Annotated in this window: 22 protein-coding genes and 1 pseudogene; 14 read left to right on the top strand and 9 right to left on the bottom strand. The window is 63.4% G+C overall.

The genetic code is table 11. From position 1 onward, the window contains the following. Positions 1-89: 89 nt before the first annotated feature. Complete coding sequence (locus G3N95_RS33130) at positions 90-356, top strand: hypothetical protein (RefSeq protein WP_012401539.1); 267 nt, start codon at positions 90-92, stop codon at positions 354-356. Between the two features lie 118 nt (positions 357-474). On the opposite strand, the gene G3N95_RS33125 is transcribed toward G3N95_RS33130, so the two are convergent. After that, positions 475-1815 (bottom strand): ATP-binding protein, encoded by a 1341-nt coding sequence (locus G3N95_RS33125; RefSeq protein ID WP_205974318.1) that lies wholly within the window; start codon positions 1813-1815, stop codon positions 475-477. After that, positions 1799-2524 (bottom strand): response regulator, encoded by a 726-nt coding sequence (locus G3N95_RS33120; RefSeq protein WP_205974317.1) that lies wholly within the window; start codon positions 2522-2524, stop codon positions 1799-1801. Before G3N95_RS33120 ends, G3N95_RS33125 begins: the two co-directional genes overlap by 17 nt. 223 nt (positions 2525-2747) lie before the next feature. Between G3N95_RS33120 and G3N95_RS33115 the strand changes: the two genes are divergently transcribed. Further along, a complete protein-coding gene (locus G3N95_RS33115) occupies positions 2748-3296 on the top strand; it encodes a periplasmic heavy metal sensor (protein ID WP_205974316.1) in 549 nt (182 codons plus the stop codon). A gap of 97 nt (positions 3297-3393) precedes the next feature. On the opposite strand, the gene G3N95_RS33110 is transcribed toward G3N95_RS33115, so the two are convergent. Then, entirely contained in the window at positions 3394-4101 is a 708-nt protein-coding gene (locus G3N95_RS33110; RefSeq protein WP_205974315.1) for a pirin family protein, read from the bottom strand. Between the two features lie 439 nt (positions 4102-4540). Here G3N95_RS33110 and G3N95_RS33105 point away from each other — a divergent pair, with 439 nt between their 5' ends. The 5 genes from G3N95_RS33105 to G3N95_RS33085 all read left to right on the top strand — a co-directional run bounded on the left by G3N95_RS33105 (position 4541) and on the right by G3N95_RS33085 (position 9555). Then, positions 4541-5317 carry an ABC transporter substrate-binding protein gene (locus G3N95_RS33105; protein ID WP_205974314.1) on the top strand — a complete coding sequence of 259 codons (777 nt, stop codon included), beginning with the start codon at positions 4541-4543 and terminating at the stop codon, positions 5315-5317. 327 nt (positions 5318-5644) lie between these two features. Continuing rightward, a complete protein-coding gene (gene hisQ / locus G3N95_RS33100) occupies positions 5645-6334 on the top strand; it encodes a histidine ABC transporter permease HisQ (RefSeq protein WP_205974313.1) in 690 nt (229 codons plus the stop codon). Beyond that, on the top strand, positions 6331-7044 hold the full coding sequence (locus G3N95_RS33095; protein ID WP_205974312.1) for an ABC transporter permease: 714 nt from the start codon (positions 6331-6333) through the stop codon (positions 7042-7044). The genes hisQ and G3N95_RS33095 overlap by 4 nt, the downstream gene beginning before the upstream one ends. A 30-nt stretch (positions 7045-7074) precedes the next feature. Then, complete coding sequence (locus tag G3N95_RS33090; protein WP_277398054.1) at positions 7075-7860, top strand: ATP-binding cassette domain-containing protein; 786 nt, start codon at positions 7075-7077, stop codon at positions 7858-7860. 585 nt (positions 7861-8445) lie between these two features. Then, on the top strand, positions 8446-9555 hold the full coding sequence (locus tag G3N95_RS33085) for a porin (RefSeq protein WP_205974311.1): 1110 nt from the start codon (positions 8446-8448) through the stop codon (positions 9553-9555). Positions 9556-9789: 234 nt separating this feature from the next. Here the strand turns inward: G3N95_RS33085 and glnK are convergent, their stop codons facing one another. After that, entirely contained in the window at positions 9790-10128 is a 339-nt protein-coding gene (glnK, locus tag G3N95_RS33080) for a P-II family nitrogen regulator (RefSeq protein ID WP_201660895.1), read from the bottom strand. A gap of 131 nt (positions 10129-10259) precedes the next feature. Then, positions 10260-12317: an NAD(+) synthase gene (locus G3N95_RS33075; protein WP_205974310.1), complete on the bottom strand. Its 2058-nt coding sequence runs from the start codon at positions 12315-12317 to the stop codon at positions 10260-10262. Positions 12318-12630: 313 nt separating this feature from the next. Here G3N95_RS33075 and G3N95_RS33070 point away from each other — a divergent pair, with 313 nt between their 5' ends. The 4 genes from G3N95_RS33070 to G3N95_RS33055 all read left to right on the top strand — a co-directional run bounded on the left by G3N95_RS33070 (position 12631) and on the right by G3N95_RS33055 (position 15252). Further along, positions 12631-13803: a GNAT family N-acetyltransferase gene (locus tag G3N95_RS33070; RefSeq protein WP_205974371.1), complete on the top strand. Its 1173-nt coding sequence runs from the start codon at positions 12631-12633 to the stop codon at positions 13801-13803. 18 nt (positions 13804-13821) lie between these two features. Continuing rightward, the gene (locus G3N95_RS33065) at positions 13822-14130 is read left to right on the top strand and encodes a GIY-YIG nuclease family protein (protein WP_205974309.1); all 309 of its coding nucleotides are present in this window, start codon (positions 13822-13824) and stop codon (positions 14128-14130) included. A 154-nt stretch (positions 14131-14284) separates the two neighbouring features. Further along, positions 14285-14611: an H-NS family nucleoid-associated regulatory protein gene (locus G3N95_RS33060; RefSeq protein WP_205974308.1), complete on the top strand. Its 327-nt coding sequence runs from the start codon at positions 14285-14287 to the stop codon at positions 14609-14611. A 17-nt stretch (positions 14612-14628) separates the two neighbouring features. Beyond that, positions 14629-15252 carry a hypothetical protein gene (locus tag G3N95_RS33055; protein WP_205974307.1) on the top strand — a complete coding sequence of 208 codons (624 nt, stop codon included), beginning with the start codon at positions 14629-14631 and terminating at the stop codon, positions 15250-15252. A gap of 61 nt (positions 15253-15313) precedes the next feature. Here the strand turns inward: G3N95_RS33055 and ppa are convergent, their stop codons facing one another. Continuing rightward, positions 15314-15841 carry an inorganic diphosphatase gene (gene ppa / locus G3N95_RS33050; RefSeq protein ID WP_205974306.1) on the bottom strand — a complete coding sequence of 176 codons (528 nt, stop codon included), beginning with the start codon at positions 15839-15841 and terminating at the stop codon, positions 15314-15316. A 290-nt stretch (positions 15842-16131) separates the two neighbouring features. On the opposite strand from ppa, the gene G3N95_RS33045 reads away from it, so the two are divergent. The 3 genes from G3N95_RS33045 (at position 16132) to G3N95_RS33035 (ending at position 19946) form a co-directional block, all read left to right on the top strand. Further along, positions 16132-17571, top strand: coding sequence for an aldehyde dehydrogenase family protein (locus tag G3N95_RS33045; protein WP_205974305.1), 1440 nt, complete (start codon positions 16132-16134; stop codon positions 17569-17571). A gap of 66 nt (positions 17572-17637) precedes the next feature. Further along, the gene (locus tag G3N95_RS33040) at positions 17638-18396 is read left to right on the top strand and encodes an SDR family oxidoreductase (RefSeq protein ID WP_205974304.1); all 759 of its coding nucleotides are present in this window, start codon (positions 17638-17640) and stop codon (positions 18394-18396) included. Between the two features lie 230 nt (positions 18397-18626). Beyond that, a complete protein-coding gene (locus G3N95_RS33035; RefSeq protein ID WP_205974303.1) occupies positions 18627-19946 on the top strand; it encodes an MFS transporter in 1320 nt (439 codons plus the stop codon). A 787-nt stretch (positions 19947-20733) separates the two neighbouring features. Here G3N95_RS33035 and G3N95_RS33030 read toward each other — a convergent pair. The 3 genes and pseudogenes from G3N95_RS33030 to G3N95_RS33020 all read right to left on the bottom strand — a co-directional run. Next, positions 20734-21924 (bottom strand): heme biosynthesis protein HemY, encoded by a 1191-nt coding sequence (locus G3N95_RS33030; protein ID WP_205974302.1) that lies wholly within the window; start codon positions 21922-21924, stop codon positions 20734-20736. Positions 21925-21926: 2 nt separating this feature from the next. Next, positions 21927-23987 carry a fused uroporphyrinogen-III synthase HemD/membrane protein HemX gene (hemDX, locus tag G3N95_RS33025; protein ID WP_241019093.1) on the bottom strand — a complete coding sequence of 687 codons (2061 nt, stop codon included), beginning with the start codon at positions 23985-23987 and terminating at the stop codon, positions 21927-21929. Then, positions 23987-24175 (bottom strand): annotated as a pseudogene (locus G3N95_RS33020) (hydroxymethylbilane synthase); the annotation flags it as partial. The gene hemDX and the pseudogene G3N95_RS33020, both read right to left, overlap by 1 nt.

Below are 24175 nucleotides of genomic sequence, written 5' to 3'. Positions count from 1 at the left end.
ACGCCGCCGGGCAAGCGAAGCACAAGCAGGTATCATCGGCTTTCGTACGAAAGTTGTGATCACCGCTTTTCGCTCCCCCGGAGGTTCGCATGAAGGGAAATCTGGTCATCGTCTGCCGCGATCAGGACGCTGACGCCTTCGATCATCTGCTCGCAGAGTACGGCGCGTTTCAGACGCGCCTGTCGTCGACCGCGTGGTATCTGAAACTGGACGTGGCGCCCGAAGTGATACAGGAGGAAATCCTCGCGCGTCTTGGCAAGTACACGACGCACTACATCTTCGAGGCCGACACGGTGACGTGGAACACGGTGGACAGCGAAGCCGCCGCCGCGCTCAACACGCTCTTCACCGAGTAGAGCGCATTGCTGTTCCGAGCGGGGTCTCACGCGAGATCTCGCGTGATGTCCGCCCCGCTTCTTCTCTTTCTTCTTCTTTCTTGCAACGCCGCGCAGATGGACTGCGCGGCACATGCACTCACCAGACGCTTTCCGACGCCGCCGCTGTACGCGACACCGATTCCAGCGGGAACGTCATCAGCACGCGCAAGCCGCGCCCGCCGTTCGCCGCGCCGCTCGCCGTATCGTTGTTGCCGATCTGCCATTCGCCGCCCGCACGCCGCACGAGCCGCTCGACGATCGCCAGGCCGAGACCGCTATGCCCATTGCCGCCGCGCGCCGGATCGAGCCGCACGAACGGACGGCTCGCGTTGATCAGATCCTGTGCGGCAATGCCGCTGCCGTTGTCGGTGACCGTCAGCGTGAAGCCTTGCGGCGTGCGCGCCGTCGCGACGACGACGGGCGGCGCGCCGTACGCATGCGCGTTGTCGAGCAGATTGGACAGGATGCGGTCGAGCGTTGCGGCCGGCAGCCTGAACCCGTCGCCGGCGCGCAGATCGGTCTGCACGGTCGGCGCGCCGCCCGAAACGGCCCGATAGCTGCGCACCACGCGCTCGCACTGGCCGTCCACTTCGACGGGTTCGCTGCGATCCGCGCCGTCGTGCGCGAACACCAGAAACTGCTCGACGATGTGCGTCATCGAATCCACGTCGCGCACGACGCCGTCGCGCATCTTCGCTTCTTCCATCATCTCGGCGCGCAACCGCAGACGCGCAAGCGGCGTCTTCAGATCGTGCGCGACGCCCGCCAGCATCACCGCGCGGTCATGCTCGGTGCGCGCGACTTCCTGCACCATCTGGTTGAAGCCGTGCGTCAGTTGCCGCAACTCCCGCGGACCGCGCTCGCGCACGGGCGGCACGGGCAAACCGCGCCCGAAACGGCTGACCGCCTGCGCCAGCGAGCGCAACGGCTGCTGTAGCTGCCACGCGGCGAACAGCGCCGCCATCACGCCCGCCGAGAAAATGATGCCGAGCCACAGCACCATCCGGTCGAGCGAGCGCGGCGGACGCAGCGGCTGCACGGGCACGACGATCCAGCTGGCGTCGCTCGCCGCGCGCACCCACAGCGTGGGCGGCTTGCCGGGCGTGCCGACGCGCACCTGCGTCGAGGTGGGCAGACGATCGCGCACGTCGTCGACGAAACGATTGAGCGGCGCGGGCAGGTTGGGCACTTCGGGCGGGACGTCGGTGCTGGCGGGATCGACGAGGCGCACGCGCGACGGCAGCGGCTGATCCGGCTCGCGTCTTACGTGATCGCGCACCGCGTCGACGAGGAACACGGCCTCTTCGACGGCATAGCGCGTCTGCGACTGATTCCGTTCGAAGCGGACCAGCAGGTACCACGCGAAATGCGACACCAGCAACACGCACACCACGAGCAGCGCGAGCCGCCCGAACAACGAATCAATTGGACGACGCATGTTGCTCGCCATCCGGGACGAACACATACCCGCGTCCGCGCACTGTCTGGATGAAGCGCGGCACCGACGGATCGGTTTCGAGAATGCGGCGCAGGCGCCATACCTGCACGTCGATGCCGCGGTCGGTACCGTCGTACTCGGGGCCGTGCAGCAGTTCGAGCAGACGTTCGCGGGTGAGCGTGCGCATCGGGTTGTTGACGAAAATCTTGAGCAGCGCGAATTCGCTGCCCGACAGCGTGAGCGGCTTGCCCTCCTGATGCAGCGTGCGCGACTGGAAGTCCAGCGTGAAGCGGCCAAACGCAAACGGCTCGCGCTGCTCGGGCGCCGCCGCCGACGGCAGCGTCTTGCGGCGGCGCAACACCGCCTGCACCCGCGCCAGCAGTTCACGCGGGTTGAACGGCTTGCCGAGGTAATCGTCCGCACCGAGTTCCAATCCGACGATGCGGTCCACGTCGTCGGCGCGCGCGGTGAGCATGATGACGGGAATATCGTCGCCCGACGCACGCAGCTTGCGCAGCGCCGTGAGGCCGTCGACACCCGGCATCATCAGATCGAGCACGATCAGATCCGGCCGTTCGCGCTCGATACGGCGTTCCAGGGAACTGGCGTCATGCAGCACCGAAACCTCGATGCCTTGGCGAGCCAGATAGTCGCGCAGCAGGTCGCGCAGTTCGACGTCGTCGTCGACGACAAGAATTTGAGTAGCCATGTCTCGAAGTGTAACGCGCGCCCCGAGGCGTTTCCGCTCCACCCGGCCCCGAAAGGGTTACCGGGTGTTACCGCGAAAGGCGCACGTAATGTCGCGTAACTTCCGCGAGGATACGCGTAACACGGCCTTCGTTCGATGCCTCTACGCTGTGCCTTACCGAATGCACGCCGGTTCACCTTCGAGACGGGCGGCATCGTCGGCTAGTTGATCAAGGAGCACAGTAATGTCCAAAAAAACATCACGCTTTCTCGCCGTTGCCGCTGCATCGCTTGCATTGAGTCTCGGGTCTGCCTTCGCCGCGCAGCCGTCGGACGGCCCCGGCGGTCCTGGCATGGGCCACGGCGGTCCGGGCTGGCATCATGGCGGCTTCATGAAGGAACTGAACCAGTTGCACGGGCAACTGAAGCTGAACGCGGACCAGGAAAAGTCATGGCAGGCCGCGCTCGACACGATGAAGCAGAGCCATGAGGCCGAACGCGCAAATCACGAGCAGATGCGCCAGCAGTTCAAGCAGTTGCAGCAGCAGCCGATCCTCGACCTGAACGCGATGCACGCCTCGCATCAGCAAATCGAGCAGAAGGATGCGCAACTGCGCGAACAGACGGCAACGGCATGGCTCAACTTCTACAACGGTCTGAACGACCAGCAGAAGACCACCGTCAGCACCGCGCTCAAGCAGCACTTCGCGAAGATGGAGCAGCGTCATGACAAGATGCGCGAGCGTTGGGAAAAGCATCGCGGCGACGCGGCGGCTTCCGCTGTGAAGCCGTGATAAGTCGGATCGGCCGTAAAAAGGAAAACGCCACGGAAGACAACTTCCGTGGCGTTTTTCATGCTACGTCCCTATGGATCAAGGCAAGGCTTTCCGGTTACCGCAACTGTCCCAGATCGAAGAGCAGCACTTCCGCGCCTTCGCCGTTTTCGACGGTGACGCGGGTGGCATCGGTGACCATCGCGGCATCGCCTGCTTTCAGCGCCTCGCCGTTGACGGTGACGGCGCCGCGCGCGACGTGCACATACGCCTGGCGCCCCGCATCGAGCGCATACTCGGCGCGTTCCGCACCATCGAACAGACCCGCATGGATCGACGCATCGGCGTGAATCGTCACCGAACCGTCGCGACCTTCCGGCGACGCCACAACCCGCAGCCGGCCGCGCTTGTCGGCGTCTTCGAAGCGCTTTTCCTCGTAGCCGGGTGCATCGCCCGTGCGCTTCGGAATGATCCAGATCTGCAGCAGATGCAGCGGGTCGTCCTGAGAGCCATTGAACTCGCTGTGCATCACACCCGTTCCCGCGCTCATCCGCTGCACGTCGCCCGGACGGATCGTCGAGCCGTTGCCGAGGCTGTCGCGGTGCGACAATGCGCCGTCGAGTACATAAGTGACGATTTCCATGTCGCGATGGCCGTGCGTGCCGAAGCCCTGCCCCGCGGCGATCCGATCCTCGTTGATCACGCGCAGCGGACCGAAATGCATGTGCTCGGGATCGTAGTAGTCGGCGAACGAAAAGCTGTGCTTCGCGTTCAGCCAGCCGTGGTTGGCGTGGCCACGCTCGTCGGAACGACGGATCCTGATCATCTGACTCTCCCGTGAAAATTGGCGATGGAGGGAATGTATGGGCTGCGCACGGTCAGAACAACCCGCGCCACCGCACCGGATCGTTTCAGAAATGACGGCAATGGCATAAGACCGTACGATGCACCCCGCATCGGCCGTCTCACCGCCGCAGACGCGGCGGCGGCGTGCCGCAGCGCCTCGGCGCACGCGCATGTCTCTGGCGGCAAAGGGCTTTTTCCGCATTGAGACTACTGGCACCGCCCGCCGGTTCGGGTAAAATACCGCGCTTTTTGGAATGGGTCGGCGCGCAGGTCGCGTCCGGACGGGCCGCAGCAGCACCGAAACGATCCGCCGCCAGTTCAGGCAACGCATTTTTGTCCGCCTAGAATGGCGACGGCCGGGCGCAAGCGACTGTCGTCACCGCGAGCAGGCACCGCGGCGACCGGAAGTCAGGAGAAACATGAAGAAGTACGCACTGTGCGTGGCGCTCGCCGTCATGGCTTCGGGAGCCATGGCGAAAGAATGGAAAACCGTACGCATCGGGGTCGACGCCAGTTATCCGCCGTTCGAATCGATCGCGCCAAGCGGCCAGATGGTCGGTTTCGACGTCGATCTGACCAAAGCGCTGTGCGCGAAGATGAACGTGAAGTGCGTGTGGATTGCGCAGGATCTCGACGGCATCATCCCGGCGCTCAAGGCCAGGAAGTACGACATCATCGTGTCGTCGCTGACCGTCACCGACAAGCGCCGCGAGCAGATCGACTTTTCCGACAGGCTGTTCGACGCGCCCGCGCGCATGATCGCGAAGAAGGGCTCGCCGCTGCTGCCGACGGCGGAATCGCTGAAGGGCAAGCACGTCGGCGTCGAGCAGGGTTCGACGCAGGAAGCGTACGCGAAGGCGTACTGGGAGCCCAGGGGCGTGACGATCGTGCCGTATCAGAACCAGGACCAGGTATACGCGGATCTGGCGACGGGGCGTCTCGACGCCGCGTTGCAGGACGAGTTGCAGGCCGATTCCGGCTTCCTGAAGACGCCGCGCGGCAACGACTTCGCGTGGGCGGGCCCGGAAGTGAAGGACGCCAAGACGATCGGCGACGGCACGGCCATCGGCGTGCGCAAGGAAGACGGCGATCTGAAGGCGATGCTGAACAAGGCGCTCGCCGACATCCACAAGGACGGCACCTTCGCGAAGCTCGAGAAGCAGTATTTCGACGTCGATATTTATCAGAGCCGCTGATGCAATTGCCAATTGCCGGCGGCGGTGGCAAAAGCTCGGGGCAGGCCCGGATGGGCCAGCCCGCGAGCTTCGTAATACAGTCGGACCCAGCAGCAACGCAGTCGCAGTTCAGGCAATAAACCGAAGCAACAAGCTGAAGCAACACCAGGAAGCAAACAAACGCGCTGCCGGCCGCCATGCAGGATTGGCCCGGCAGTCATGATTCGCACAGCGGCATGCTGTGCGCCGCACGGGAGACATCGAAGGCCACCGGCCTTTGCGCGAACCGCCGCAGCGTACGGTTGCCGCGTCTTTCGCGGCGCGCGGGAGCGTCGTCAAGGACTCACTATGCTCTTTCAAGGCTACGGCCCGATCATCTTTGCCGGCACGGTGCAGACCGTGAAGCTGGCTATCCTGTCGCTCGCACTCGCATTCCTGCTCGGTCTGCTCGGCGCGGCGGCGAAGCTGTCGAAGAACCGGGTGACGTACAGCGTCGGCACGATCTATACGACGCTGGTCCGCGGCGTCCCCGATCTCGTGCTGATGCTGCTGCTCTTCTACAGCATCCAGATCTGGCTGAACAACCTGACCGACATGCTCGGCTGGGATCAGATCGACATCGATCCGTTCGTCGCCGGCGTCGCCGTGCTCGGCTTCATTTACGGCGCGTACTTCACGGAAACGTTCCGCGGCGCGTTCCTCGCCGTGCCGCGCGGCCAGCTCGAAGCGGGCGCCGCGTACGGCATGACGGGCTGGCAGGTGTTCTCGCGGATCATGTTCCCGCAGATGATGCGCTTCGCGCTGCCCGGCATCGGCAACAACTGGCAGGTGATGGTCAAGGCAACGGCGCTCGTGTCGATCATCGGTCTCGCGGATGTCGTCAAGGCTTCGCAGGATGCCGGTAAAGGCACGCTGCGGTTCTTCTTCTTCACGCTGATGGCGGGCGCCATCTATCTGCTCATCACGACGGCTTCGAACTTCGTGCTGATGTACCTCGAAAAACGCTACTCGACTGGCGTGCGCAAGGCGGAACTATGATCGAGCTGATCCAGGAATACTGGCGCAACTATCTGTATACGGACGGCTACCGCTTCACGGGCGTCGCCATCACGCTGTGGCTGCTGGTGATCTCCATCGGCCTCGGCTTCTGTCTCTCGATACCGCTCGCCGTGGCGCGTGTATCGAAGAAGAAGTGGCTCGCCGCTTCGGTGTGGCTGTATACGTATATCTTCCGCGGCACACCGTTGTACGTGCAACTGCTGCTCTGCTACACGGGTCTGTACAGCCTCGAGATCATCCGTTCGAACGCGTTGACCAACGCGTTCTTCCGCGACGGCATGCATTGCACGCTGCTCGCGTTCACGCTGAACACCTGTGCGTACACGACGGAAATCTTCGCCGGTGCGATCAAGGCGACGCCGTACGGCGAGATCGAAGCGGCGCGCGCGTACGGCATGTCGCAGTTCACGCTGTATCGCCGTGTGATCCTGCCGTCGGCGCTGCGCCGCGCGTTGCCGTACTACAGCAACGAAGTGATCCTCATGCTGCACGCCACCACGGTCGCGTTCACCGCGACGGTGCCTGACATTCTGAAGATCGCCCGCGACGTCAATTCGGCCACCTACCGTTCGTTCGACGCGTTCGGCATCGCCGCCCTGCTCTATCTGATCATCTCTTTTGCGCTCGTCTGGCTGTTCCGCCGCGCCGAGCGCCGCTGGCTCGCTTATCTGCGCCCGCAAGGCAAGTAACGACGGCGTACAAGCAAGTCAAGGAACCCGATGAACACTCCCGCTACACCGCAAATGCTTTTCGTCGACAACCTGCACAAGCAGTACGGCGACAACGAAGTTCTCAAGGGCGTCACGCTGCGCGCGAATCGCGGCGACGTGATCAGCGTGATCGGCTCGTCCGGCTCGGGCAAGAGCACGATGCTTCGCTGCATCAACTTTCTCGAACAGCCGAACGCCGGGCGCATCTTCGTCGAAGGCCAGGAGATCCGCACGCAGAAGGACAAGCACGGCGCGCTGCGCGTGTCGGACGCGAAGCAGTTGCAGAAGATGCGCACGAAACTCTCGATGGTGTTCCAGCACTTCAATCTGTGGACACACATGACGGTACTCGAGAACATCATCGAAGCGCCGCTGCACGTGCTCGGCATTCCGCGCAAGGAAGCCGAGGAACGGGCCCGCACCTATCTCGAGAAAGTGGGTCTCGCGCCGCGCGTCGAGAAACAGTATCCGTCGCATCTGTCGGGCGGCCAGCAGCAACGCGTGGCCATCGCCCGCGCGTTGACGATGAACCCCGATGTGATGCTGTTCGACGAACCCACTTCCGCACTCGACCCCGAACTCGTCGGCGAAGTGCTGAAGGTGATGCAGACGCTCGCGGAAGAAGGCCGCACGATGATCGTCGTCACGCACGAAATGGCCTTCGCGCGCAACGTGTCGAACCACGTGATGTTCCTGCATCAGGGGCGTGTCGAAGAAGAAGGCCACCCGGACGAAGTGTTCAGGAACACGAAGAGTGAGCGTCTCAAGCAGTTCCTCTCGGGCAGCCTGAAATAAACGCTGAAATGTAGTTTATGTAGTTTTACAGGGCGCTTACCGGCGCCCTTTTTCATGTCTGCGCGGCACGCCTCTTTACCTTCCTGCGCGCCCCAAAGCTTCGGCGTCCCAACATCTGCGCGAACGACAGTTCGAAACGCATCTACTCCCGACGATTTGCCTCGTCAATAGTGGCAATCCTTGACACAAGTCATTAACAACAGTGTGTCCTTTGCCTGACAAGGCCAGAAGCCCCTTTTCCTGCCCTCCGCACGACACTTGTCTCACATTGGTATTGCAATTTAGAGACATCTTTACCGAGCATCGCTAATTTATTCGCCAACCGAAGGGTATTTTGCTAAATTAGTAACGAAAGTAGCAAAACAAAGTTCAAGAAAAGTAGTTTCACTTCAAAACGAACGAACAGGAGATACCGGTCGCGAGGGATCGGCAAGACGATCAGACAGCCAGCAAGGCTGCACGTCGACTACACAGCCGATCACCGCACCACTCTCCCTGTTGAAAGATTCCTGCTCGGCGCTGCTGGCGTCCGGGCACCACTCGCAGTACCGGCTTTACTTTTTTTGACAGGGTATGGAGGAGAAGATGAAGAAAGCTTTGGCTGCCGCAGCGCTGCTGACGTTCGGCGTTGCAGCACATGCACAGAGCAGCGTGACGCTGTACGGGCGTCTCGACGCTGGTCTGGAGTACATGACGGGTGTGCCGACGAGCGCAACGGGTACGGGTACTGCGACGAGCAGCACGCACCGCTTCCGCGCAGAAAGCGGCGACTGGGGTACCAGCCTGTGGGGCTTGAAGGGCTCTGAAGATCTGGGCGCCGGCACGAAGGCCGTGTTCCAGTTGGAAGGCTCGTTCAACACGATGACGGGCGCAGGCCCTGGCGGCGGCGGTCTCTTCAATCGCTGGGCAACGGTCGGTTTCGCGAATGACCAATACGGTACGTTCACGATGGGCCGTATGCTGTTCATCTCGAACGGCGTGTGGGACTTCGATCCGTTCGGTCAGTCGAACTGGTCGTCGGCATCGCTGGTGCGTGGCCGCAACTGGCCGCAATCGAGCAACAACGTTGCTTACCAGTCGCCGAAGGTCGCAGGCTTTGACTTCTACGGTCAGTACGCTCTGTCGAACGCGACGAACTGGAACGGTAACGGCACGACGGCTCAAGGTCGCGAAGCAGGCGCACAGGTCACGTACACGTCGTCGATCTTCCAGGTTCGCGGTATCTATGATGAAATCCGCAACCCGGCAAATGGCGGCCTGAACGACTCGTACAACTTCTCGCGCGAGTACACGGCTGCATTCAACGTGTTCCTCGGCCAGTTCAAGATCCAGGGCGCTTACCAGGCAATCCGCACGTCGGGCATCACGGCTGCAACGCCGGGCACGCCGACGACGCTCGACCACGAATGGGGCGGCGTGACGTGGCAAGCAACGCCGGCAGCAGCACTGATCGGCGCGGTCTACCACGTGAACGGCAACAACGGTGCGGGCAACGCGACGATCTACACGCTGGGCGGCTCGTACAACCTGTCGAAGCGCACGCTGTTCGACCTGCAGGTCGCAACGGTGCAGAACAGCAAGACGGCTAACTACGGTCTGAACGCCAATGCGGCGGGCAACACCGTGGCGTCGGATAACCCGCTGATCGGCCACAGCCAGACGGGCGTGTACGCAGGTATCCAGCACTCGTTCTAATCGAACGGTGCCAACAGAACAGCTTTAACAGAAACGGTTTTCACGCTGCTGCGAGAGGCGCGTATCGGTGCGATGTCCGAAAGGGTATCGCACCTTTTTTTATTTCCAGGAGCGCTGAAGCGCACGACGCCGCTTCAAGCGTGTCACGACGCACCGGCGCGGTGCAACGCCGGCGCGACGAATTCATTTCAGACCGCCACAACGTAACGCCAGTACGGACGTCAGCGGCACATCTCACACAGCCGCTTCGTTCTCCTCACCCGTGCGGATACGGATCACACGCTCCACTTCCGCGACGAAAATCTTGCCGTCGCCGATCTTGCCCGTGCGCGCCGCGCCGATGATGGCATCGATCACCTGATCGCACTGATCGTTCGACACGACGACTTCGATCTTCACTTTCGGCAGAAAATCGACGACGTACTCGGCGCCGCGATACAGCTCCGTGTGCCCCTTCTGACGGCCAAAGCCTTTGACCTCGGTGACGGTCAGCCCCGTCAGGCCGACTTCGGCGAGCGCTTCGCGCACTTCGTCGAGCTTGAACGGTTTGATGATGGCGGTGATGCGTTTCATGGCAGGCCTCGTCTCGGTTCTAAAAAGGAAAGTACAGATGCGTTGATTCTACGCCGCACCGCACACGTTGCCAGCCTCGGGCATGACTATGCGTGCGGCGACGCGTGCGCAACGGCAGATAAAGACTGGATTCAGGCGGCTTTGTCCGGAACCGTTGCGAGATCATCGGTCCACACTGTCGCTTCCGAATCGCTCGGTGCACGCCAGTCGCCGCGCGGCGACAGCGAGCCGCCCGAGCCGACCTTCGGTGCGTTCGGCACGCAGGTCCGCTTGAACTGGCTGGTCTTGAAGAAGCGCCACAAAAAGATGCCGAGATTGCGCTTGATGGCGGCGAGATCGTACTCGTTGCGCGCAACGTGTGTGCCTTCCGGCCAGCCGCCCCGCTCCTTGTCGCGCCATGCGTGCAGCGCGAGGAACGCGACTTTCGACGGCGCGAAGCCGTAACGCAGGATGTAGAACAGATTGAAGTCCTGCAACTCGTACGGGCCGATGAACGACTCCGTCTTCTGCTCGATCGCCCCCGTCGATTTGGCCGGCACCAGTTCGGGGCTGATCTCCGTCGCAAGAACGTTGAGCAGCGTATCGGAGCCGCTCTTGCCGACGGCGCCAGTCTCCGCGACCCAGCGCACCAGATGCGTGATCAGCGTCTTCGGCACGCTCGCGTTCACGCTGTAATGCGACATGTGATCGCCGACACCATACGTGCACCAGCCGAGTGCGAGTTCGCTCAGATCGCCCGTGCCGATCACAATGCCGTTATGGAAATTGGCGAGACGGAACAGATGGTTCGTACGCTCGCCCGCCTGCACGTTTTCGAACGTGATGTCGTACTTCGCCTCGCCTGCCGAATACGGATGGCCGAGATCCTTCAGCATCTGTTCGCAGCTTGGCCGGATATCGATTTCCATCGATGTGCAGCCGACCACGTGCATCAACTCGCGCGCCTGCTTGAGCGTACGGTCGCTGGTCGCGAAGCCCGGCATCGTCACGCCGATGATGTTCGTGCGCGGCAGCCCGAGCCGGTCCATCGCCTTCGCGCAAACGAGCAGCGCATGGGTCGAGTCGAGCCCGCCCGACACGCCGATCACGACCTTCTGGATATTCGACGCCGACAGCCGCTGCACGAGCGCCTGCACCTGAATGTTGTAGACCTCGTTGCAACGCTCGTCGCGGCGGCGCGCGTCGGCGGGCACATACGGGAAGCGCTCGACCTTGCGCGCTAGCGGCAACGCCTGCGAAGCGTCATGCCCGATCGCGAAGCGCACGACCTGGAACTTCGCGGCCTCGTCCTTGTGACGCTGCACCGACATGCCGAACGTGGTCTGCCGCATGCGTTCGTGCGACAGGCGCTCAAGATCGATGTCGGCGAAGATCATGTGCGAGTCGTCGAGAAAACGCTCGGATTCGGCGAGCATCTCGCCGTTTTCATAGATCAGCGCCTGGCCGTCCCAGGCCATGTCCGTCGACGACTCGCCGCGTCCCGCCGACGTGTACAGATACGCCGCCAGACAGCGTGCCGACTGCTGCCCTACCAGTTGATGCCGGTAGCCCGACTTGCCGACCACCACGTTCGATGCCGACAGATTCACGAGCACCGTCGCGCCCGCGAGCGCCGCGAACGACGACGGCGGAATGGGCACCCACACGTCCTCGCAGATCTCGACGTGAAAGCGGAAATCGGGCACGTCGTTCAGTTCGAACAGCAGCGAGGCACCGAACGGCACGCGCTGGCCGAGCAGGTCGATGTCGCGCGCGACGGCGCAATCGGCGGGCGCGTACTGCCGTGCCTCGTAGAACTCGCCGTAGTTCGGCAGATAGGTCTTCGGCACGGCACCCAGCACGGCGCCGCGCGCGACGACGATCGCGCAGTTGTAGAGGCTGTGATCCACCTGCAGCGGCATGCCGACGATCAGCGCGACGGGCAGCTTCTTCGACGCGTCGACGATCTTTGCCAGCGCTGTCTTGCATGCATCGAGCAGCGCGCGCTGATGAAAGAGATCGTCGCAGGTATAGGCCGGCAAGCCGAGTTCGGGAAACGCGACGAGCGCCGCGCCTTGCGCGGCCGCCTCGTTTGCGAGCTTGAGCGTTTCATCGGCGTTGTAGGCCGGGTCTGCGACGCGGCAGCGCGGCACGCCCACCGCGACGCGCGCGAAACGATGCGAATACAGATTGAAGAAGTTGCCTTTCATGTCAGAGATTCCTAATGCGCGCACACCGGGCGACGGTCGCGCGCGAAACGGCTGCTATCGAACAGCGTAAATGATAAGCCGTAAGCGCATTCAAGGTCTCGATCATGTGCGCGCGCACGCCATGCCGCGCACTTCGCGCGCGCATTTGCTTTAACATGGCCGTTCGCCACGGTTCGCTTGACGCCCGGTTGCTCCGCATCCGGGCGCGAGCCGGCCGCAACGCGCGCAATACGCCGCTCCGCGTCACCCGATCCAGCCACGCCGCGAACAATCGCGAGCGCACGGCATGAAGAATCGCCAACGGTCGAACAGATTGAACCAGGAACGTTTTGATTACCGCGCGGGCATCCTCGCTTCGCCGCTCGAAGTCGATGCCGCCGAATGGAACGCGTTGCTGAGCCGTCAGGCGCAGCCCACGCCGTTCCTGCGCCATGAATTCCTGAGCGCGCTGCACGCGACGCAATGCGCCGTCGCCGATACAGGCTGGGCGCCGCAATTCGTCACCCTGACCGACCCGCGCACGGGCAAGCTGGCGGCGGCCGCACCCGTCTACGCGAAGGGGCACTCGTACGGTGAGTACGTGTTCGACTGGGCGTGGTCCGACGCGTACAAGCGCAATGGCCTGCCCTACTATCCGAAGCTGCTGTGCGCCGTGCCTTTCACGCCCGTTCAGGGCACGCGCCTGCTGGCCTCCGGCGAACACGCGCTGCGCCATCTCGCCGCCACGCTCGTCGCCTTTGCCGAACAGGCCGACGTGTCGTCGCTGCACGTGCTGTTTCCCACCGAGAGCGAAGCGCAAGCGCTGACCGATCTCGGCATGATGCTGCGCGAGGGCGTGCAGTTTCACTGGATCAACGACGGCTATCGCGACTTTGACGACTTCCTGTCGACGCTCGAACAGAAGAAGCGCAAGAACATCCGCGCCGAACGCCGCAAGGTGCGCGAGGCAGGTGTCACGTTCCGCCGCATGCTCGGCGAGGACATCAGCGACGCCGACTGGCGCTTCTTCAGCAAGTGTTATCGGCAAACGTATCGCGAGCACTTTTCGAGTCCGTATCTGAATCTCGACTTCTTCCGGATGATCGGCGAGTCGATGCCCGAGAATCTGATGATGGTGATCGCCGAATACGAGGGCAAACCCATTGCAAGCTCGCTCGTCGTCTATCAGCGCGACGGTGCGAACGCGGGCGGCACGCTTTACGGCCGTTACTGGGGCGCACTCGAACACGTGCCCTGCCTGCACTTCGAGACCGCGTACTATCAGCCGCTGGAGTTCTGCATCGAGCAGAAGCTCGGCGTCTTCGAAGGCGGCGCACAGGGCGAGCACAAGATGGCACGCGGCTTCATGCCCACTGTGACGCGCTCGACGCACTGGCTCGCGCATCCCGCCTTTTCGGACGCCGTTGCGAACTTCCTCGACAACGAGAAAAATCATATACACGCGTACGTCGACGAACTGCGCGAACACAATCCGTTCAGGGAATAACCGGGGAAAGCGCGCGCCATGCCGTGGTTTCTGTATCTGATCGAATGCTCGGACGGCAGCGTCTACACGGGCATCGCCACCGACGTACAAGCCCGCTACGACAAGCACGCGAGCGGCACGGGCGCGCGCTACACGCGCTCGCGCAAACCGGTGCGCCTGCTGGCGTCGTTCGAACTGGCCGACCGTTCGAGCGCGTCGCGTGCCGAATATCGTGTGAAGCAGCTGACGCCGGCGCACAAGTGGGAACTGGCGTCAGGCGCGCGGACGCTGGAATCCGTGCTGCCTGCTCCGGAACCAGCGGCAGAAGAAGCCGCCGACGACGCCTGACGCGCTGCACTGCGTCATCTGCCTTCTCGTACGCCGGCAGCAACAGTGTTTTCACGAATCGCCTCTCGACGCGCATACGGCGCGATCGGATACTTCCCTCACACCAACGCAATACCCGCAACTTTCACCGGCAAGCGTCTCAAGGGGAAGCAAAATGGACGAACGAAAGCGCGACAGCATGATTGCGTATCTGCGCCGCCGCATGGCACAAGTCGGTATCAAGGCAGCCGATCTGGCCTCGGCACTCGCGGAAGAGCGCCGCGCCAAAAAGGCCGTGCGTTTCCGTAGCGCATTCGGCGAAACGTGGGACGGCAAGGGCGCGATGCCGCAATGGCTCAGCAACGCCGTCAGTGCGGGACAATCGGCGGAACACTTCGCGACCGGCAAGCCGGCGAAAGCGCCCAAAGAAGAACGCCGTGGCGTCGACTGGCGCAACGACCCGTTCGCCGGCACGCGGCTGGCAACGATGCCGGCGCAGTAACACGGTTTGACGAGCGGATGCCGCTGCCGAACGGTGTCGATCCTGCCGGCGTGATTCATCCCGTGTGTGCATCGGCGGGCTGGATGGGCAATCGCGGCCTGCTTCACGACCAGGACGCGCAAATCGTTCGTGCATGGCGGCTCAAGGCCTGGATTACTTGCCGCCTGTCGTACAAAGGCTGGAGCCGCAAGCCGCTGATGAAACCCGGCCGGTACACAGAGCTTTTCTTCCTCGACGAAGCAACGGCATTGAGCGCGGGACACCGCCCATGCGCAATGTGCCGCCGCGCCGACTATCTCGCGTTCAAGGCGCAATGGCTCATGGCCAACGCTTTCGAAACGGATATGCTCGCCGAAGAACTCGACGGCAGACTGCATGAAGAGCGAACCCATCGAGGCTCGTCAGAGGGATGGCGCCAACCGTTGGGCATGCTGCCTTCGGGCGTGATGGTCGTGTCACACGACGTTGCATGCCTGTGGAACGGCGAGTCCCTGCGCGCGTGGTCAAGCACGGGCTATGGCGTACGTTGCATTCCCGACGACCTTCGAACGAAGGTGAACCTGCTCACGCCGCCCTCGATCGTCGACACGATCCGGCTGGGCTACCCGGTGCAAGTGCATTCGAGCGCACGCAATCCGTAGTCCAAAAACAAAGACGCTCCCGAAGGAGCGTCCTGTCAGCAACGAAGCGTGAGCGAACCGATTACTTCTTGTAGTTCGCGACGCCGTCCGTGATTTCCTTGTGCGCGGCGTCGATGCCCGCCCAGCCTTCAACCTTCACCCATTTGCCCTTTTCGAGCGCCTTGTATTGCTCGAAGAAGTGCTTGATCTGATCCTTCAGGTATTGCGGCACGTCGTCGACCGACTTCAGATCCGCCGTCATCGGGCAGATCTTGTCGTGCGGCACGGCGATCAGCTTCGCGTCGACGCCCGACTCGTCCGTCATCTGCAGCATGCCCAGCGCGCGTGCGCGCACCACCGAGCCGGCCAGCAGCGGGAACGGCGTGATCACGAGCACGTCGACGGGGTCGCCGTCGCCCGACAGCGTCTGCGGAATGAAGCCGTAGTTGGCGGGATAGCGCATGCCCGTGCCGATGAAGCGATCGACGACGAGCAGGCCCAGATCCTTGTCGGCCTCGTACTTCACCGGGTCGCTTTGCGCCGGAATCTCGATGATGACGTTGAAGTCTTGCGGAAGGTCTTTACCAGCGGGAACGTGATTGAAGCTCATGGCGCTCTCTGATCAGGATGAAATGGGAACATGGCGCGCGGCGCGCGCTGCGCCACCGATACGGGACGCGGCGCCGCAGACCGGACACTGCGCGGATACTGCGTGCACTGCGGAATGCGCCATTATAGCCAATCGGCCGATGACACCCGCGTGGCGAACGGCGCGATAATCTTTTCACACGGCTGGCCGCCGCGCTGCGACGAAGCGAGCGCAACGTACACGCCGTCACCTGTCCTTTTCGTTGTCCGGTTCGATGTCCGATTTGTCGCCCAACAAGGCAAGGAGCATGTGTGGAAGAAGCGAAACATTTCATCGGCGGTGAATGGACCCCGTCGTCGGGCGGGGAAACCATCCCCGTAATCGATCCTTCCGACGGCCAGCCGTTCGCCGCACTCGCACGCGGCACGGCCGCCGACATCGATCACGCCGTTCAGTGCGCGCGCCGCGCCTATGAAGGCGCATGGGGCGCCGTGAGCGCCGCCGAACGCGGGCGCCTGTTGTACCGGCTGTCGATGCTCGTCGCAGCGTGCCACGAAGAACTGGCGCAGCTCGAAGCACGCGACACCGGCAAGCCGCTCAAGCAGGCACGCGGCGACGCCGCCGCCCTCGCCCGCTATTTCGAGTTCTACGCAGGCGCCGCCGACAAACTCCACGGCGAAACGTTGCCCTATCAGAACGGCTACACCGTCTTCACGATCCGCGAGCCGCATGGCGTCACGGGGCACATCGTGCCGTGGAACTACCCGATGCAGATTTTCGGGCGCAGCGTCGGCGCGGCGCTCGCGACGGGCAACGCGTGCGTCGTGAAGCCCGCCGAAGACGCCTGCCTGTCGGTACTGCGCGTCGCGGAACTCGCCGCCGAAGCGGGCCTGCCCGCCGGCGCGCTCAACGTCGTCACGGGCTACGGACACGAAGCAGGCGCCGCGCTCGCGCGCCATGCGGGCATCGATCACATCTCGTTCACCGGCTCGCCCGACACGGGCAAGCTCGTCACGCAGATGGCCGCCGAGAACCACGTGCCCGTCACGCTCGAACTGGGCGGCAAATCGCCGCAAATCGTCTTCGCGGATGCCGACCTCGACGCCGCGCTGCCCACGCTTGTCAACGCGATCGTGCAAAACGCCGGGCAGACCTGCTCGGCGGGCAGTCGCGTGCTGATCGAGCGCGGCATCTACGAACCGCTGCTCGAACGCCTCACCACCGCGTTCAATGCGCTGCGCGTCGGGCCGGCTCATGCCGATCTCGACTGCGGACCGCTGATCAGCGCGAAGCAGCAGCGCCGCGTGTGGGATTTTCTCTCCGACGCGCAGCATGACGGCATTGCGATGGCGGCCCACGGCGAAGTGATCGCGGAAGCGCCCGAAGCCGGCTTCTATCAGGCACCCACCTTGCTGCGCGACGTGCCGCCCACCCACCGCCTCGCGCTGGAAGAAGTATTCGGCCCCGTGCTCGCCGCGCTGCCTTTCGCCGACGAAGACGAGGCACTCGCGCTCGCCAACGGCACCGCATATGGACTCGTTGCGGGCATCTGGACACGCGATGGCGCCCGGCAGATGCGCATTGCGCGCCGCGTGCGCTCCGGCCAGGTGTTCATCAACAACTATGGCGCGGGCGGCGGTGTCGAATTGCCGTTCGGCGGCGTCAAGCATTCCGGCCACGGGCGCGAGAAAGGCTTCGAAGCGCTATACGGTTTCACGGTGCTGAAGACCGTCGCGATCCGGCACGGCTGACGCACTACGATCTCGAACGGCTCCGGCGCCTGCCGGAACGCACAACGCTAAAGACAAGGAGACATCATGCGGTTGACGGGCAAAACGGCCATCGTCACGGGCGGCGGCTCGGGCTTCGGCGAAGGCATCGCGAAGACTTATGCGCGCGAAGGCGCGAACGTCGTCGTCAACGATCTGAACGGGGCGGCGGCCGAACGCGTCGCGAGCGAGATCGCGCTGGCGGGCGGCAAGGCCATCGCGGTCGCGGGCGACGTGACGCGTGCGGACGACTGGCACGCGCTGCGTATCGCCGCGATCGAAGACTTCGGCAGCGTGCAGATCGTGGTGAACAACGCTGGCACCACGCATCGCAACAAGCCGGTGCTCGACGTCACGGAGGCCGAATTCGACCGCGTGTATGCCGTCAACGTGAAGAGCATCTACTGGAGCGTGCACGAATTCGTGCCGTACTTCCGCGAGCAAGGCGGCGGCGTGTTCGTCAATATCGCGTCGACGGCGGGCGTGCGGCCGCGGCCCGGCCTCGTCTGGTACAACGGCAGCAAGGGCGCGGTGATCGTCGCGAGCAAGGCGCTCGCCGTCGAACTCGGGCCGGACCGCATCCGCGTGAATTGCGTCAATCCCGTAATCGGCGAGACCGGGCTGTTGACCGAGTTCATGGGCGTCGAAGACACGCCCGAGAACCGCCAGAAGTTTCTGGCGGGCATTCCGCTGGGCCGTTTCTCGACACCGCAGGACATCGCGAATGCCGCGCTGTATCTCGCGTCCGACGAAGCGGAGTTCATCACGGGCGTGTGTCTCGAAGTGGACGGCGGACGTTGCGTATAACCGGGCAAGCAGCCGAGCATGCGGCGCGCCGTGATATTTGGCGCGCGCCGCCTGTCAAAACACGCGTTAATCGTTGAAATCTCGGTGTTTTCACTGACGCCGGGCGGCTTTTCAGCGTGCGTTGAAAGTTTAGAATCGCGAACGGCGGTACGACATTTCCACAAAAATGAGCTTCACATAGGATCAGCCTGAAGCGCTCGCGCGCCGACGCTGGTCGATAGGAGACAAGCGTGTCCAGTCCTGCGAATCCGCTCCACCATCCCGGCGCAGGGGCGCCGCCTTCCACCTTCGAAGAGGCGACATACAGAAAGGTCGCCTGGCGTCTGACGCCACTTCTGATGCTCAGCTATGTCGTCGCGTATCTGGACCGCGTGAATGTCGGCTTCGCGAAGCTCGGCATGAGCACTGACTTGGGGCTATCCGATGCCGTCTATGGCTTTGGCGCGGGGATTTTCTTCATCGGCTATTTCATCTTCGAGGTGCCGAGCAACATCATTCTGCATCGTGTCGGCGCGCGGGTCTGGATTGCGCGGATCATGGTGACGTGGGGGATCGTCTCGATGCTGACGATGTTCGTCACCACGCCGACCATGTTCTACGTGATGCGCTTTCTGCTCGGCCTGGCCGAAGCGGGCTTCTTTCCCGGCATCATTCTCTATCTGACGTACTGGTATCCGGCGCAGCGGCGCGGCCGCATGACGACGTGGTTCATGACGGCAATCGCGATTTCCGGCGTGGTGGGAGGACCGATCTCGGGCTATATCCTGAAGTCGTTCGACGGCGCGAACGGCTGGCATGGCTGGCAGTGGCTGTTCCTGCTCGAAGGCGTGCCTTCCGTGATCGTCGGCATTCTGGTGTTCATCGTGCTCGACGACCGCATCTCGAAGGCGAAGTGGCTCACGAAGGAAGAGCGCGAACTGCTCGAACGCAACATCGCCGCTGAAGATGCGACGAAGGAAGATCACGCGATTGGCAAGGTGATGCTGAGCCCGCGCGTGCTGATGATGAGCCTGATTTACTTTTCGTTCGTGATGGGACTGTACGGCGTGAGCTTCTGGCTGCCGACGATCATCAAGTCGACGGGCGTCACCGATGCGTTCATGATCGGCCTGCTGTCCGCGATTCCATTCGCGGCCGCGGTGATCGCGATGGTGCTCGTCGCGCGCAGCGCGGACCGCACTCGGGAGCGGCGCTGGCACGTTGCGGTGCCGGGCTTCGTGGGAGCGCTGGGTCTTGTGCTTTCCGTTATCTGGGCGAAGGATACGACGCTGGCGATGGCAGGCCTCACGCTTGCGACGATGGGGATTCTCACGACGTTGCCGCTTTTTTGGAGTTTGCCTACGTCGTTTCTGGCCGGCACGGGTGCGGCCGCCGGGATTGCCTTGATCAACTCGATCGGGAATCTGGCGGGGTTTCTTAGCCCGTATGCCGTGGGCTGGCTGAAGCAGGCAACCTCCGCCAATGCCGCCGGTATGTATATGCTGGCCGGGTTTATGATCCTCGGCGGATTGCTGGCTGTTTGTGTGCCTGCTCGGCTAGTGAATCGGTAGGTGCGCCTGCGCGGCGCGGGTGGTTTTTGGGGTTTTAGTGCTGCTTCGCGGTTTGCCTTTTTGTTTGTTCGCTGGCATCCGCGTTGTGTCTCTGGTTCGCTGGTGTTGCCCCTGTGCGGGGCGGCACTTACTTTCTTTGCCGCCGCAAAGAAAGTAAGCAAAGAAAGCGGGCTAACACCGCCAGTCCTTGTTTTTGCCTGCGGGCCCCCGACGGTTCTTACGCTTCACGCGGCAACCCACTTGTTTGCGCCCGTTGCCAGCGGCTATCTGCACGCATCACCCGCTTCACACTCCCGCGTCGCCGACTGCGTTACCAGACGTCTACCGCCGCCCAGGTGGCAAACGGTGTGTAGGCCATCGCGACGGAAGGGCACCACTCCGGACTGAAAAGCGGGATCGGTGTCGTAGTATCGCCAACGCATACGGCGCGACAACCTACACACAGTTTGCCACCTGGGCGGCGCGGACGGGTCGCTGCCGCTGGCTGGCTGCGGGTGATTGGAGTGGGTGATGCGCCTGTTCGAGGCGCTGGCAACGTGCACAAAACAAAGTGTTGCCGTGTGGAGTGCGGGACCGGTTGGGGGCCCGCAGGCAAGTACAAAAGCTAGCGGTGTGAGCGGCTTTCTTTTGCCTACTTTTCTTTGCCGCGGCAAAGAAAAGTAGGTGCCGCCCCGCACAGGGGCAACGCATGAACTACCACCACCAAAGCGCGGACGCCACCAACACAAAGACGCTCACCAGCAAAAAAACCAGAATAGCGACTGCGTCGCAGACGAATAAAACCCACTTAGACGATATTCATCGCCAAAGCACTCTCGCGATAATGCGCGCTAGCCTTACCCCCATCCCCGAGCTGCTCATGCAGCCGCGCCAACGCCCTATGCGACCGAATCTTCAGCGTCTCGTTATCGGCAAGCTTGAGCGCCTGCTCAAGGAACGACTGAGCCTTCCCCCACAACTGCTGATGCAAACACAACCGCCCTAACGCGAACAACAAATCAGCGTCCTCGGGACGCTCCTTCCGCCATGCTTCCGCCTTCTGGATCAACGGCAACGCATCGCCGCCCGTCGTATCCGGATAACGCCGCAACAGCCGCGCGTCCCAGTTCTGCGCAAGCGCTTCCTCGACGATCTTGCGCGCCTCCTGCGGTCGATTCAGCGCAACCAGCAGTTCCGCCGCCAGATCTGCGAGACGCGGCGAATGCCGCTCGGTCGGCGTCAACGAGTGCCACAGTTCGAGCAGCGCGTCGGCATTGTGACGGCGGTCGCGCAGCAGGTTTTCGGCCGCCAGCTGACGCAGCCGCACAGCCACAGCCGGATGAATCGCCTCGCGCTTTTCCAGCGTCTTCACGAGCTTCAGCACCTCGCCCCAGTTCTTCAACTGCTGCTGCGCACGCAGCGCGATCTGCTGCGCGTGAATGCGCCGGCCGCCCTGCGATTGCATTTCCGTCAGTGCGAGCAGCGCGCCGTCGGCATCGCGACCATCGGCACGCATGTCGGCGGTCGCCATCAGACGTGCGTCCTGCCAGTCGGCCGCATCGATCTGCGCGAGATATTCGTCGCGACGTGTGTACTCGTGCATCCGGTGCGCGGCGTTCGCAGCAATCAGCCCCGCTGCACCCTTGTTATCGGGATTGACAAGCGAATCGCGCGCGGCCTTCTCGGCGCGCGAGAAACGGCCCGCGTACAGATTGCCGATCGCGTCGCGCAAGGCAGCATGCGCCTTCGCGACTCGCTGGCGCGCACGGTACGCGGCAACGCGCTGCGGCATGCGCCAGATGTTGCGCACGATGCGCAGCACCGCGTACATCACGATAAACACGACGATGATGCCGACGATGAACAGGTTCAGCGAAATATCCACGCGATACGGCGGATAGACAAGCAGCACCTGCCCCGTGTCGAAGCGCCCGACGATCGCGAGCACGACGGCGATCGCGAACAGGAATGCGAGCCAGAGAAGTCCACGCAGCGCCATGATTAACCCCGGTTCCGGTATTGATGCACGGCCTGCAGACTCGTATTCAGGTTCGGCACGTCGACGGCGCCCGAGCCTTCGTCGATCTGCTTGACGAGGTCGCGCTCGGTCTGCACGCTCTTCGACGACGCGTCGAAGTACCGCTCAAGCGCGTTGTCCGCAGCGTGCAGATCGGACTTGAGCGTCGTCTGGTTGCGCGCGAGCAGCGCAAGACGCGCGGACAGCAGACGCAGCTTCAGATTCTCACGCACGAAATAACCCTGATCGGGCGCGACGAGCATCGCATCGGCGTGATCGATGCGGCGCACCTGCACGAGGCTCGTCAACTGCTCGCCGACACCCGCGACGAACTGGTTCCACCACACTTTCCACTTCGGCTCGCCTGTCGCTGCCGCGACGCGGTCGACGTCCTTCGGCGTGGATGCATGCGGCGTAGCGTGCGCAATCGGCGCCTCGCCGGAGAGCGGCAACTGGTCGATCTGTTCGATGGCGTTATCGAGCTTGATCGCGAGACCCGTCAGGTCGGTGGACGGCGCGGACTTCAGCTTGTCGATGTCCTGCGCGATCGCCTTGCGCACGGCCAGCACCTGCGCGCCGTCCGACGCGGCGAGCCGCGTGTCGGCGCTTTGCAGCGCGAACAGCGCGAGCTGCGTATTGCCCGTCAATTGCAGTTGCTCGCTCGCAGCAGACAGCATCTGGCCGACTTCGGCCATCGTCCAGTCGTCGCGGTTGCGCGCGAGGTCCGCGTACTGTTGCTGGAGCGCCTGCTGCGCGTTCTGCGCATCGGCGAGCTTGCCTTCGAGCTGCGCGATCTGCGCGTCGGCCTGGCGCACGGTCGAGACGGCCTGATCCGTCTTCACGCGCAACTCCGCCGTCTGGGCATCGTTGGTCTGCTGCCGGTGCGACAACTGCTGGTCGAGCTTGATGATTCTGCGGTTCAGCGCAAGGCCGCCCGCGACCGCCACGACGAGCACCAGCGCGATGACCACCCAGACGAGCCCGTTGCCTTTGCGTTTGGGCTGCTGCATTTCGTAGGGCGTAAAGGGTTGATTCGGCGGCAGCGTGCTGGCGGGCCGCGGTGCGGGATTAGGCGTGGGGGTCGTGGATGCGTTGGTATCAGACATGCGTTCTTGTGCCGGGTTGGACTGGACCGGTTGAACTTCGGACGGTGTCGCGAGAGACAACAACGTGCGGGCAATGCGCTCATCGCCCGCACCGGACACCGTAATGCTATCAAAACCCAATGCCCGCGCGGTTTCCGCGATGCGCGGATGGGGCGCGACGAACCTCGCGCGCTTCAGATGCGTCTGCTCGCTGGCCGTCAGATGGTCATGCGAGAGTTCGGCGAGATTGCGCACGCCTTCGGAACTCGTGACGAGCCAGGCGTGCGGCGCGGTCGATTCGTCCGACAACAGCGAGTGAATGCGCGACCACGCGCCGATTGACGGCTCGGGCACGAGACGCCGGTAGGCCGCGACCGTCTCGACCTCGGCGCCCGCTTCGCGCAGACGCTCGGCGAGCCATTCGCGCCCGCCGTCGCCGCGCACGATCAGCACGCGCTTGCCTTCGAACGCGTTGTCGCCGAGCGACGCTTCCAGCGCGGAATACAAAGCCTCGGAGTCGAAGCGTGCGCCGTCGCCGTTGTCGTCGGCGTCAGCGCCGGGGCTGATCACCTGATACGCGGGCGCCTCGACGCCGTGCTTCGCGAGCGCCGCGACGCTGCCCGGACCGACCACGCCGACTGGCAGCGCATGCGGCCAGATCGCGTCGTGGTTCGCGAATGCGTAGTCGACGGCGTTCGGCGACACGAACACGACGAGCGCGTACTTCTCGAGCGACGCGAGCGCCGCGCGCAGCGGAGCGGCGTCGTCGGTTGCGGCGATCTCGATGAGCGGGAATTCGACGGTTGCGACACCGGCCTCGTGCAGTGTCCTGGCGAGCGCCTCGGACTGCCCCGCCGGGCGCGTCAGCACCACCGTCAGGCGCGAGCCTGACGGATGCGACGAGCCTGCGCCGTCCTGGGACGGAAATGCACCGGGTGTCGGGTTCGAGCCGGCCGCCATCACGCGGAAGCGGCCGGGCCGCTCGCGGTGGAGAGCGCGCGCACGATCTCGAGTGCGCCTTGCGCTTCGAGTTGGTTCGCCACTTCGCGGCCCAGTTCGAGCGCGGCGCCCGTCGTGGGCGCAGGCGCCGACGCTTGCGCGCTCAGCACGCGCTGGCCGTCCGGCGTCGCGACGATGCCGCGCAGGTA

Origin of the sequence: Paraburkholderia sp. Tr-20389 (assembly GCF_017104565.1) — a bacterium.
In the GTDB taxonomy this organism is placed as follows: Bacteria; Pseudomonadota; Gammaproteobacteria; order Burkholderiales; family Burkholderiaceae; genus Paraburkholderia.
This window is presented reverse-complemented; position numbering and strand designations above follow the sequence as displayed.